The sequence below is a fragment of the Sulfitobacter sp. genome, assembly GCF_041552635.1.
In the GTDB taxonomy this organism is placed as follows: domain Bacteria; phylum Pseudomonadota; class Alphaproteobacteria; order Rhodobacterales; family Rhodobacteraceae; genus Sulfitobacter.
The window spans coordinates 1-12,431 of the sequence record NZ_JBFEKM010000005.1 but is presented as its reverse complement, the minus strand read 5'-3'; the positions used below and the strand labels follow the sequence as shown (position 1 = coordinate 12,431).

General features: G+C 58.2%; 11 protein-coding genes and 1 pseudogene. 11 read left to right on the top strand and 1 reads right to left on the bottom strand.

Features of this window, described 5'->3' with window-relative positions; all coding sequences use genetic code 11:
• Nucleotides 1–5 precede the first annotated feature (5 nt).
• Nucleotides 6–1,730, top strand: a complete 1,725-nt coding sequence (locus ABYT07_RS01210) for a type I secretion system permease/ATPase (RefSeq protein WP_372988786.1) — start codon at nucleotides 6–8, stop codon at nucleotides 1,728–1,730.
• Between the two features lie 3 nt (nucleotides 1,731–1,733).
• The gene (locus ABYT07_RS01205; RefSeq protein ID WP_372988785.1) at nucleotides 1,734–3,047 is read left to right on the top strand and encodes an HlyD family type I secretion periplasmic adaptor subunit; all 1,314 of its coding nucleotides are present in this window, start codon (nucleotides 1,734–1,736) and stop codon (nucleotides 3,045–3,047) included.
• Between the two features lie 14 nt (nucleotides 3,048–3,061).
• Here ABYT07_RS01205 and hpaR read toward each other — a convergent pair whose 3' ends face one another.
• Complete coding sequence (hpaR, locus tag ABYT07_RS01200) at nucleotides 3,062–3,514, bottom strand: homoprotocatechuate degradation operon regulator HpaR (protein WP_372988784.1); 453 nt, start codon at nucleotides 3,512–3,514, stop codon at nucleotides 3,062–3,064.
• Between the two features lie 85 nt (nucleotides 3,515–3,599).
• On the opposite strand from hpaR, the gene ABYT07_RS01195 reads away from it, so the two are divergent.
• The 9 genes and pseudogenes from ABYT07_RS01195 to ABYT07_RS01155 form a co-directional block, all read left to right on the top strand.
• A complete protein-coding gene (locus tag ABYT07_RS01195) occupies nucleotides 3,600–3,992 on the top strand; it encodes a 5-carboxymethyl-2-hydroxymuconate Delta-isomerase (RefSeq protein ID WP_372988783.1) in 393 nt (130 codons plus the stop codon).
• The gene (hpaE, locus tag ABYT07_RS01190) at nucleotides 3,989–5,494 is read left to right on the top strand and encodes a 5-carboxymethyl-2-hydroxymuconate semialdehyde dehydrogenase (protein WP_372988782.1); all 1,506 of its coding nucleotides are present in this window, start codon (nucleotides 3,989–3,991) and stop codon (nucleotides 5,492–5,494) included. Before ABYT07_RS01195 ends, hpaE begins: the two co-directional genes overlap by 4 nt.
• 11 nt (nucleotides 5,495–5,505) lie before the next feature.
• A complete protein-coding gene (hpaD, locus tag ABYT07_RS01185) occupies nucleotides 5,506–6,486 on the top strand; it encodes a 3,4-dihydroxyphenylacetate 2,3-dioxygenase (RefSeq protein WP_372988781.1) in 981 nt (326 codons plus the stop codon).
• Nucleotides 6,483–7,883: an aspartate aminotransferase family protein gene (locus ABYT07_RS01180; protein ID WP_372988780.1), complete on the top strand. Its 1,401-nt coding sequence runs from the start codon at nucleotides 6,483–6,485 to the stop codon at nucleotides 7,881–7,883. Before hpaD ends, ABYT07_RS01180 begins: the two co-directional genes overlap by 4 nt.
• A complete protein-coding gene (locus ABYT07_RS01175; protein WP_372988779.1) occupies nucleotides 7,880–8,734 on the top strand; it encodes a fumarylacetoacetate hydrolase family protein in 855 nt (284 codons plus the stop codon). Before ABYT07_RS01180 ends, ABYT07_RS01175 begins: the two co-directional genes overlap by 4 nt.
• Nucleotides 8,731–9,561: a 2-oxo-hept-4-ene-1,7-dioate hydratase gene (hpaH, locus tag ABYT07_RS01170; protein WP_372988778.1), complete on the top strand. Its 831-nt coding sequence runs from the start codon at nucleotides 8,731–8,733 to the stop codon at nucleotides 9,559–9,561. The genes ABYT07_RS01175 and hpaH overlap by 4 nt, the downstream gene beginning before the upstream one ends.
• Before the next feature lie 134 nt (nucleotides 9,562–9,695).
• Nucleotides 9,696–10,712, top strand: a complete 1,017-nt coding sequence (locus tag ABYT07_RS01165) for a BMP family protein (RefSeq protein WP_372988777.1) — start codon at nucleotides 9,696–9,698, stop codon at nucleotides 10,710–10,712.
• A gap of 3 nt (nucleotides 10,713–10,715) precedes the next feature.
• On the top strand, nucleotides 10,716–12,257 hold the full coding sequence (locus tag ABYT07_RS01160) for an ABC transporter ATP-binding protein (RefSeq protein WP_372988776.1): 1,542 nt from the start codon (nucleotides 10,716–10,718) through the stop codon (nucleotides 12,255–12,257).
• A pseudogene (locus ABYT07_RS01155) lies at nucleotides 12,247–12,431 on the top strand (ABC transporter permease); the annotation flags it as partial. The gene ABYT07_RS01160 and the pseudogene ABYT07_RS01155, both read left to right, overlap by 11 nt.

Sequence of the window (12,431 nt, the reverse complement as noted above, 5' to 3'; positions counted from 1 at the left end):
TCTGAATGGCGAATGATACCGAAGCCGTGGGCACGATCTACAAGCACGCCCTTGGGCGGTTGCGCAGGACCTTTGTGATGGTGGCGTTTTTCAGCGCTGCGGTGAATATCCTGATGCTGACCGGGCCGATGTTCATGCTGCAGGTCTACGACCGGGTCTTGTCCTCGGGATCCTTGCCGACGTTACAGGCGTTGTTTGGCATCGTCGTGGTCTTGTTCCTGTTTCTGGGGCTGTATGATTTTCTGCGCACGCGGCTGTTGTCGCGCGCGGCGTACCGGCTGGATCAGGCGGTGGGGCCTGCGGCGCATGATCTGTGGATGCGGTCGGCGCTTTTGGCAAAGCCTGTGACGGTACGGCCATTGAATGACCTGTCGGTGGTGCGGGGGTTCTTGCCCGGACCGGCCATGTTGGGGATGTTCGACCTGCCGTGGATACCGCTGTATCTGGGCGTTGTCTTTGTCGTGCATGTCTGGCTGGGCTGGCTGACGGTGGCGGGGCTGGTCGTGGTGGCGGCGCTGGCGTTGGCCAACCAGTGGACGACGCGCAACCACCACGCCAAGGCCATGGGCATGGACGGTTCCGAGAGTTTTTTCGTCGAACAAAGCCGGCGCAATGCCGAAAGCTTGGTGCCGCTTGGCATGGCGGGGCGTGTGACAACGCGGTGGGACAGCATGCACCGCGAAGGTCTGGCCGTGGGGCAGGTGGGCGGCGACCGCGCCGAAGGCTTTACCGCCGCGTCCAAGGCGTTCCGGCTGCTGCTTCAATCTTCGCTGTTGGGCTTGGGCGGGTATCTTGCCTTGCAGCAGGAAATCTCGGCGGGGATGATTGTCGCGGCGTCGATCATTGCGGGGCGCGCCTTGGCCCCGGTGGATGCGGTAATTGGCCAGTGGCGCAATGTGGTGCGTGCCCATGAGGCGCATAAACGCCTGCATAAAATATTCGCTGACGCGCCCAAAGCGCCGCCGCGGATCAATATGCCTGACCCTAAGGGGCAATTGACGGTGGCAGGGGTGACGAAATATGTGCCCGGCCTGCGCGCAGGCGAACGCCCCCCGATTTTGGATATGATCAACTTCCAGCTTGAACCGGGGGATGCCGTGGGCGTGATCGGGCCGTCGGCCTCGGGTAAATCGACGCTTGCGCGCATTCTGGTGGGCGCGATGCAGCCTGATCACGGCGAAGTCCGCCTTGACGGTGCCACCTTGGCGCAATGGTCTGATACGGATCTGGGGCGTCATCTGGGCTATCTGCCGCAAAAGCTTGAGCTGATCGCAGGGTCAATCCGCGACAACATTGCCCGTTTTGACCCCGACGCAGATGACAATGCGGTGATCGAGGCGGCGCGTATTGCGGGCGTCCATGACATGATCCTGCAACTGCCGGACGGCTATGCCACGTCCTTGGGCTTTGACAGTGCTCAACTGTCCGGTGGGCAGTTGCAGCGCGTGGGCCTTGCACGTGCCGTCTATGGCATGCCGCGCTATGTGGTGCTGGACGAGCCGAATTCGAACCTTGATGCGGCGGGCGATGATGCCTTGTCTTCGGCGATCATGGCCTTGCGCGAACGCGGCAGCACGGTTGTTGTCATGGCGCACCGCCCCTCGGCCATCGCCGCAGTGAACAAGGTGCTTGTTCTGCACGGCGGGCGTATCGCCGAATTCGGCCCCAAGGAAGATGTCTTGCAAAAATCTGTGCGTCCGGTTGCCGGGCTGCCCAAGGAAAAGGTCTGACCGATGGTGGCATTGCCCAACCAAGGCCCCACACTGCGCACCGGTCTGCGCTGGACTGGTGTGCTTGGCGTGGTTGCGACGATCGCCCTTTTGGGGGGCGGTACGTTTTGGGCGGCCACGACCCAGATTAGTGGCGCTGTGATCGCGTCGGGCAGCGTCGAGGTGATAGGCCGCCCCAAATCCGTGCAGCATCTGGACGGCGGCATCATCGACGAATTGCGCGTGGTCGATGGTGATTTTGTGACCCAAGGTGATGTCTTGGTGCGTCTTGATGACACCAATCTGCTGGCCAACCTGTCGATCTACCGCACGCGCCTGTCCGAGGTGCTGGCGCTGAAGGATCGGCTGGTTGCCGAACAACGCGAGGCGGCGACCATCACGCGCGCGCCCCTTGATCTGCTGATCGGCGATGTCGACTTTGCCCTGCACCAGATCGGCCAAGCCGAGATTTTCGAGGCCCGCCAAGAATTCGAGCAAGGCCGCAAAGAACAGCTGGACGAGAAAATCCGCCAGTTCGAGAACCAGACCATCGGCGTGAATGCCCTGATCGACGCCAAGCAACAGCAGCTTGCCCTGCTGGAAGACGAGTTGGGCGCGCAGAAAACGCTTTTTGACAAGGGGCTTGCGCGGTCCAGCCAGCTTTTGTCGCTGCAAAGGTCACAGGCGGATTTGCTGGGGCAGATTGCCGAACACCAGTCCGAATTGGCACGCATTCAGAATTCGGTCCGCGATACCGAACTGGAATTGCTGCAAGGCGCGCGCCAAAAGAAAGAAGAAGTCGTGACCCAACTACGCGAGGTCACGACCAACATTCAGGAACTGCGCCAGCAGATCGTATCAACCGAAAAGCAGCTTGACCGTGTGGCGATCCGCGCGCCCAACACCGGCCGCATTCACGAGATGGCGTTTACGACCATCGGCGGGGTCATTCCGCCGGGGGGCACCATCCTCAAGATTATTCCGCAGGGCGAAGGGTTCGGCATACGCACGCGGATTGATCCGGCTTCGGTCGATCAGGTCTATGTGGGGCAGCCTGCCAAGGTGCGGTTTCCGGCCTTTAACCAGCGCACCACGCCGGAATTGCTGGGCAGCGTGCATGATGTGTCTGCAACAACCTCGGTGGATGATGTGACGGGTCAAAGCTTTTACGGGGTGGAAATTACCGTGCCCGAAGCGGAACTGGCGCGGCTGGCGGACCTGCAACTGGTGCCCGGCATGCCGGTCGAGGCCTATATCACCACCACTGACCGCACCGTGCTCAGCTATTTGCTCAAGCCCTTGCGCGACCAGCTAAACCAAGCTTTCCGCGAGGAATAGCGCCTTTTGGCACGCTATCTCGGGGTCAGGTCAAGTTCATGTAACTCTTGAAGTAAATCAAGCAGTCGTTCCATTTTCTCCGCGCCAAAGCGGTCTTGCAGATCGGCTGTGATGTTGGCGGACCGACTGGCGTGATCTTTGATCAAGGCTTGCCCTTTTGGCAGCAGCGTTACGATGGATTTGCGCCGGTCTTGGGTGTCGGGCTGGCGGCGCAGCAGGCCGTCTTTTTCCATCGCCGTCAGGATGCGCGTGAGACTGGGCAGCATCAGGCAGGCGGCGCTGGCAATCGCTGTTTGCTCGGTCGGGCCGGATTCCGACACCACCCGCAGCACCCGCCATTTCTGTTCGCTGATCCCGCTGACGCCCAGCATCTCGCGAAACGGCTCCATCACCGTTTCGCGCGCGCGCAGAAGGGCGATGGGCAACGACCGGGCGGTCTGGGTCAGCTTTGAAATATCGTCCGTCATCGATGTCATCCGGCCTAGGAATTTAATTGACATGTTAAGTAATTTGCTTAACATGTCAATTAAATAGAGCATGTAGCGGGGGGCTATGCCACATTTTCAGATCGATTATTCGCCCAATCTTGAGGCGCGGCTTGATGTTGCAGCGCTTTGCCGGGCTGTCGCGCAATGCGCTGCGGATACCGGTGTGTTCCCCGTTGCGGGCATCCGTGTGCGCGCCACTGCCTGCACCCATGTGGTGATCGCTGACGGCAACCCGGATCATGCGTTCCTTGATCTGTCGGTCCGATTGCGGACAGGGCGCACGGACGCTGTCAAACAGGCGGCAACCGCAGCGATTTTCCAAACACTCGAAACATTCTGCGCGCCAGTCATGCAAAGCACATCCTTGATGCTGTCAATGGAGATGCGCGACATCGACCCCGCGCTAAGCCCCAAATCCAGTTCAATCCGCCAATATCTGTCAAAGGATTTACGATGACCGATCTGACCACCCATCTTGCCGCGCTTGAAACCCATCTAGCGCGATACCGCGAGAAAGGTATTTTGAACCTGATCAACGGTCAAAATATTGCAGGTCTGGAAAGTTTTGAAACAAGGTCGCCCGTCGACGAAAGCCTGATTTGCACCGTTGCAAAGGGCACTGCGGGTGACATCGACGCGGCTGCCAAAGCGGCCAAGGCGGCGTTTCCCGCATGGGCGGCGCTGGACGGGGCCGCGCGCAAGAAGATCTTGCACAAGATCGCCGACGGGATCGTCGCACGGGCGGATGAAATTGCGCTTTGCGAATGTTGGGATACGGGCCAAGCGTTCCGGTTCATGTCCAAGGCCGCCCTGCGCGGGGCCGAGAATTTTCGCTATTATGCCGATATGGCTCCGATGGCGCGGGACGGTCAATCGCTACCCACCAACAGCCATATGAACGTAACCAGCCGCAGCCCGATCGGCCCAGTCGGTGTCATCACGCCGTGGAACACGCCGTTCATGCTGTCCACCTGGAAGATCGCGCCTGCCTTGGCCGCGGGCTGTACCATCGTGCACAAGCCCGCCGAATTCAGCCCTTTGACCGCCCGCATTCTGGCAGAAATTGCCCACGAGGCAGGGCTACCTGCTGGCGTTTGGAATTTGGTGAACGGCATGGGCGAAGACGTAGGGCGCGCGTTGACGGAACACCCTGATATCAAGGCTATTGCCTTTGTGGGAGAGTCAAAAACCGGATCGATGATCATGAAACAGGGGGCCGATACCCTGAAACGCTGCCATTTTGAACTGGGCGGCAAGAACCCTGTCGTGGTGTTCGACGATGCGGATCTTGACCGCGCGTTGGATGCGACGATCTTTATGATCTATTCGTTGAATGGCGAACGCTGCACGTCCTCCAGCCGCTTGCTGGTGCAAAACACAATCGCCGATGATTTCGAGGCGCGCCTGATCGAGCGTGTGAACAACATCCGTGTCGGCCATCCGCTGGACCCCGCCACCGAAGTCGGCCCGCTGATCCACAAGGTGCATTTCGACAAGGTGTGTAGCTATTTCGACATCGCGCGCGCAGACGGTGCCACCGTGGCCGCAGGGGGTAACGCGCCAGCGGGCAAAGGCTGGTTCGTGAAGCCCACGCTGTTCACCCATGCAACGCCCGACATGCGGATATCTCTGGAGGAGATTTTTGGCCCTGTCCTCACCTCGATCCGGTTCAAAGACGAAGACGAGGCCCTGCAAATCGCCAATGATGTCGATTACGGTCTGACCGGCTATGTCTGGACCAACGACGTCACCCGCGCCTTGCGGTTTTCAGAGGCGCTTGAGGCGGGGATGATCTGGGTGAATTCCGAAAACGTGCGCCACTTGCCGACGCCGTTTGGTGGCACCAAAGCCAGCGGGATCGGCCGTGACGGCGGGCAATGGTCGTTCGATTTCTATATGGAGCAGAAAAACGTCGCCTTTGCCCTTGGCCAGCACAAAATCTCCCGTCTGGGTGCCTGAAAGGACAAGTCATGCCAATTCCCGCCGCCAACCTGAACCCGCCCTTTAACATTGTCCGCCTTAGCCACGTTGAACTGCGCGTGACCGATCTGGCGTGGAGCCGCACGTTTTACGTCGACACCCTGGGCCTGCAAGTCACCCACGAGGACGCCACCCACATCTATCTGCGCGCCATGGAGGAACGCGGCCACCACTGTGTGATCTTGGAAAAAGCCGATGCCGGATCGGTGGGCGTGCTGGGGTTCAAGGTCTGGAGCGAGGATGATCTGGATCGCGCCGAGGCATGGTTCAAATCCCGCGATCTGCCAACCGCATGGATCCAGCGCCCCTTTATGGGCCGCGTGTTGTCGACCCGTGATCCTATGGGCATTCCGTTAGAATTTTACGCGCAGATGGATCGGTTGCCGTCGATCCACCAAAAATACAAGCTGTACCAAGGGGTTAAGCCTCTTCGCATCGACCATTTCAACATGTTCAGCCCAAACGTCGACGCATCGGTACAGTTCTATGGCGACATGGGGTTTCGCGTCACAGAATACACCGCAGACGAGGAAACCGGCCGCACATGGGCCGCGTGGATGCAGCGTAAGGGCGGCGTGCATGATGTGGCGTTTACCAACGGCACCGGCCCGCGCCTGCATCACCTTGCGTTCTGGGTGCCGACGCCTCTGAACATCATTGACCTGCTCGATCTGATGAGCACGACAGGCTATGTGACTAACATCGAACGCGGGCCGGGGCGGCACGGTATTTCTAACGCGTTCTTCCTGTATATCCGCGATCAGGATGGGCACCGGACCGAAATTTACTGCTCGGACTATCAAACAATCGACCCCGATATGGAGCCGATCAAATGGGATCTGAAAGACCCGCAGCGCCAAACCTTGTGGGGCGCTGCAGCACCGCGTAGCTGGTTTGAACTGGGATCAACTTTTGAAGGGACAGACATCATGGAAAGCGACCTGAACGCCCAACCGATTGTTGCGCCATGAATTGGGATGAATACACGCTTTGGGCCAAGCGCATCGCCGATTGGGGTTCTGACTATCACAAGACCTTGGCCGATCGTCCGGTACGTGCCCAAACAGCACCCGGAGAGATCACCGCACAACTGCCCCAATCCCCGCCCGAGGGGGCCGAAGGCATGGATGCCATCATGGGCGATTTTGAGCACATCGTGATGCCCGGCATGACCCATTGGCAGCATCCGCGCTTCTTTGCCTATTTCGCGGCCAACGCCGCACCGCCGTCGATGCTGGCCGAAATGTTGGTGAATACGGTGGCGGCGCAATGCATGCTTTGGCAGACCTCGCCTGCGGCCACCGAAATGGAAGGCGTGATGGTCGATTGGCTGCGTCAGGCCATGGGGCTGCCTGAAGGGTTCTCAGGGGTCATCCAAGACAGTGCATCGTCGGCGACGCTGTCTGCTGTGCTGACCATGCGCGAACGCGCGACGGCGTGGCGCGGCAACCGCGAGGGGTTAAACGGGCAGGGGCGCTTGCGCATCTATTGTTCAACGCATGTGCATTCCTCGATTGATCGCGCGTGTTGGGTGGCGGGCATCGGGCAGGACAATCTGGTCAAGATCGGCACGCGCAGCGACGGCCATTTTGCGATGGATACCGATGAACTGGCCGCCCGGATCGCCAAGGACCGCGCGGCAGGGTATATGCCCGCCGGGATCATAGCGATAACAGGGGGCACCGGCATTGGGGCCTCTGATGATCTGGTGCCGGTGCTCAAGATTGCCGCACAGGAAGGGCTTTATACCCATCTGGATGCCGCTTGGGCCGGATCGGCGATGATCTGTCCCGAGTTCCGGGCGCAGTTCTGGGGCGGGGTCGAAGGTTTTGACAGCATCGTGTTCAACCCGCACAAATGGCTGGGCGCGCAGTTTGATTGTTCGATCCAGTTCCTGAAGAACCCGCAAGAGCAGATCAACACACTGAAAATCGAACCTGAGTACCTGAAAACCTCGGGCGCGGAGGTGACGAATTATTCCGAATGGACGATCCCGTTGGGGCGTCGGTTCAGGGCGCTGAAGCTGTGGTTCCTGATCCGCAGCTATGGGTTGGAAGGGTTGCGCACGCGCATCCGCAACCATGTGCTTTGGGCGCACGAACTGTGCGAGGTGATCCGCGCCATGCCCGGTTTCGAAATCGTGACAGAGCCGATCCTGAGCCTGTTTTCGTTCCGCTGTGCCGGTGACGATGCCATGCAGCAAAGGTTGGTTGACGCGATCAACGACGACGGGCGCATCTATATCACGCAAGGCATGCACGAGGGGGCCAAGGTCATACGCTTTCAAGTGGGACAGTTTGATACGACACGCGATCATGTGATGATGGCGGCGCAGGTGATCGACGAAATACGGGGGACCCTTACATGAGGTTTGCAACCTTCACAGCGGACGGTCGGCAGCACTACGGTGCCGTCGCCGACGGTGGTATGATTGGGCTGTCAGATGATTTTCCACAGTGGAAGACATTACGAGATGTTATTGAGAACGATGGGTTTTCAACGCTTGAAGATGCAGCGAAGGGTCGGGCGCTTAGCCATCCCGACGGATGTTTTCGCTGGGATATCCCCGTGCCTAACCCCGAAAAAATCATCTGCGTCGGGGTGAATTTTCCTGATCGCAATGCCGAATATAAAGACGGACAGGACGCGCCGCCGAACATGTCCTTGTTCATCCGGTTTCCAAGGTCCTTTGTCGGCCACGAGACCCCTTTGACACGGCCCCCCGAGACGCCTCAGCTGGACTATGAGGGCGAGATCGCGATCGTGATCGGCAAAGGCGGGCGGCGCATCGCGCAAGCTGATGCGTTGGATCATATAGCGGCCCTAACCCTATGTAACGAAGGTACTTTACGTGATTGGGTCCGGCACGCAAAATTCAACGTTACACAAGGAAAGAATTGGGATGGATCAGGGGCAATGGGGCCTTGGCTGGTGCCGTTTACCAACCCTGATCAGATCGTTGATGTCGGTCTTGAGGCGCGGGTTAACGGTGACGTTCGGCAAAAGGACCGCACGGGCCGGATGCTGTTCCCGGTTGCGCGCCAGATCGCGTATATCTCGACCTTCACGACGCTGGTGCCGGGCGATATCATCGTGACGGGCACGCCCACAGGCGCGGGCGCACGGTTCGATCCGCCAATCTGGCTGGTCCCGGGCGACGTGGTCGAAGTCGAGGCCCAAGGTATCGGTATCTTGCGCAACGGAGTGATCGACGAATGACGCCTGACCAGATCACAGCCGCCGCCGATATGTTGTTTCAAGCCGAAATCTCGGGCCAGCAATGCGGTCTGCTAAGCCTCGCTTTTCCCGACATAACCCTTGATGATGCCTATGCCGTGCAGGCTGCGTTGGTGGCACAGAAACGTGCTGCGGGTGCTAAAATTATTGGCTGGAAGATAGGTCTAACCAGCCGCGCAATGCAACAAGCGTTGAACATCACCACGCCTGACAGCGGTGTTCTGTTGGATGATATGCTGTTTCAAACGGGCGACACTGTGCCCAAGGGCCGGTTCATCCAGCCCCGGATCGAGGCCGAGATTGCATTCGTGATGAAATCGGACCTTTCGGGCGCGGATGTCACCCGTGACGGCGTGATTGCCGCGACAGATTATGTCGCACCGTCGCTCGAGATTCTTGATACCCGCGTGCTGCGTGCTGATCCGGCGACTGGTACGGCGCGGGTGATCTTTGACACTGTGGCCGATAATGCCGCAAATGCAGGCATAGTTCTGGGGCGCGAGCGTCATGCGATAGACGCGCATGACCTTCGGTGGATCGGTGCCGTGGTCAAGCGCGACGGTGTGGTCGAGGAAACAGGCCTTGGCGCAGGTGTGCTGGATGATCCGGTGATGGGAATTGTCTGGCTGGTTCAACGGCTTGCAGCCTATGGGATGGGGCTGGCCGCAGGCGACGTCGTTCTTTCAGGATCGTTTATCCGACCGATAGAAGCCACGCCCGGCAGCGTTTTTGACGCCGATTTTGGCGCGTTCGGCAAGGTCTTGTTGACCTTTGCCCCAGCCACACCATCGGGCTTGCCTGAAATATAGGCAGGTGGCGCTGTGATCGAAATCCAAATGCAGTGGCTGCGGGGTGACTTGACCATTTGGTAAAAGAACACTTGACCGGTCCCCCGAATACAAAGCACGATCTGCCTAAATAAACACCACAGGGGGTCACTTTGATGAAAAAAACACACAGTTCACTGAGCCGGCGCGGCTTTATGGCGACCACGGCAGCCACGGCTTTGGTTGCGGCAACGCTTGGCACGCCTGCGTTAGCTGCGGATCCGGTCAAGGTTGCGGGCATCTATACCGTGCCCGTTGAACAGCAATGGGTCAGCCGCATTCACAAGGCGGCGATGGCGGCCCAAGAACGCGGCGATATCGAATATGTCTATTCGGAAAACGTCAGCAATACTGATTATGCTCGCGTGATGCGCGAATACGCCGAGGCCGGCAATACGCTAATCATTGGCGAAGTTTTCGGCGCAGAGCAAGAGGCACGCGAGGTCGCAGCGGACTATCCCGAGATTGCGTTCCTCATGGGGTCCAGCTTCAAAGAAGATGCAGCGCTATCGAATTTTGCAGTCTTTGATAATTACATTCAAGACGCCTCTTATCTATCTGGTATCATTGCAGGTTCCATGTCCGAGACCGGAAATATCGGCATGGTCGGGGGTTTTCCAATTCCCGAAGTTAACCGCCTGATGCATGCCTTTATGGCCGGTGCCAAGGAAATGAACCCGGACATCAAATTTCAGGTCAGTTTTATCGGGTCGTGGTTTGATCCACCCAAAGCCAAGGAAACCGCCTTTGCGATGATCGAAAACGGGGCGGATATGCTGTATGCAGAACGCTTTGGCGTATCGGATGCGGCCAAGGAAAAAGGCGTGCTGGCGATTGGGAATGTGATCGACACCCAAGCCGAATACCCCGAAACCGTGGTTGCGTCGGCCATCTGGAACTTTGAACCAACCTTGGACAAAGCGATTGCAGAGGTGCAGGCAGGGACCTTCAGCGCTGCGGACTATGGCATGTATTCGTTTATGAAAGAGGGCGGCACCGTCCTGGCCCCCTTGGGCACGTTCGAAGGCAAGGTGCCCGAAGCAGCGCTTGAGCTTGTGAAAAAGCGCGAGGCCGAGATCATGTCAGGCGATTTCGTGGTAGAGATCAACGATTCCGAACCCACATCGTCCTAAATCATGAATGGCACCAGAGAGGTCGTTCTAAGCCTTGACGCCATCACCAAACGCTTTGGCAAGCTGGTCGCGAATGACGCGATCAGCTTGTCCTTGCGCCGTGGAGAGGTCGTGGCGTTGCTGGGTGAAAACGGCGCAGGAAAAACGACGCTGATGAATATCCTGTTCGGCGGCTATACTGCTGACAGCGGATCGGTTCAGGTGTTCGGCCAAACCCTGCCGCCGGGCAATTCGCGCGCTGCATTGGATGCGGGTGTCGGAATGGTGCATCAGCATTTCACATTGGCCGACAATCTGACGGTGCTGGAAAATATCGCGCTTGGCGTGCAGTCACTGAAAAATGTACGTTTAAGAAAGTCAGAAATATACAATAAAATCAGATCACTGTCAGATGAATTTAATCTGAAGGTTGACCCCTCGGCACGGGTCGGCAGCCTGACCGTCGGGGAACGTCAGCGGGTAGAGATCCTCAAGGCGCTGTACCGTGATGTGAAGATCCTGATCCTTGATGAACCCACGGCGGTTTTGACACCCCAAGAAGCAGACGATCTGTTTGCCACCTTGCGTCTGGCGATTGCGAACGGGTTATCGATCATCTTTATTTCTCATAAGTTACATGAGGTTATGGCGATCTCCGATCGTGTCGCCGTGCTGCGCCACGGCAAGCTGGTGGCGGAAACCAAAACGGCCGATACGGATAAGAATGCGCTGTCATCATTGATGATGGGTACAGCAGCCAAAGCGCCTGATATTGCTGTGTCAAACCCCGGCAAGCCTTTGCTTTCGTTTAAAAATGTTAGCACACCTTCGATCGCTAATATGCCCGGACTAAAGTCCGTCTCGCTTGAGTTGAAAGCGGGACAAATCGTCGGGCTGGCGGGTGTGTCTGGCAACGGGCAAGCGGCGCTGGCCGATGTGGTGGGCGGGATGCGTATGCCGTCGCAAGGGGTGTTGGTGCTAGGCGACATCCCCTTGAAACAGTGGTCGCCAAGGATCGCTGTGCAAAACGGCATCGCCCGCATTCCCGAAGATCGTCACAAGACCGGTACCATCGGCGATTTTGACCTGACCGAAAATACCATCCTTGAGGGGTATTCAAATGCGCCATTCAGCAAGGGGGGCTGGATGTCTTGGTCAAAGGCAAGGGCGTTTGCCACTGATATCATTCAAAAATATGATGTGCGCTGTCCGGGGCCCGACACTCGGATCAGGGTGCTGTCGGGGGGGAATATGCAGAAACTGATCCTTGGGCGTGTGCTTGAGGCTGATCCCCAGATTGTGCTGGCCAATCAGCCTGTGCGCGGTCTTGATATCGGGGCGGTGCACTATGTGCATAGTCAGCTTTTGGCGGCGCGCGATCGCGGGGCTGCTGTCTTGTTGATCTCGGAGGATCTGGACGAAATCATGGGGTTATCAGATGTTATTCACGTCATTTCCGGCGGGCGTTTGTCGCCGCCCTTTGCCCGTGGCACCATGACCCCGTCGGAACTGGGCATCTGGATGGCGGGTCAGGGATTTGATGCGCAGGTTGCCCATGCGTCTTGAACCCATCGCCAACCCGTCTTTGGCGCGCAGCATCACACCGCCTGTGATTGCAATTATTGCGACCGTAATGATTGCGTCCCTGCTGGCGATGATCGCGGGGGCGAACCCGTTTTCGGTGCTCGGGCTGATCCTGAAAGGCGCGTTCGGATCACAGTTTGCGCTGCTTGAAACCTT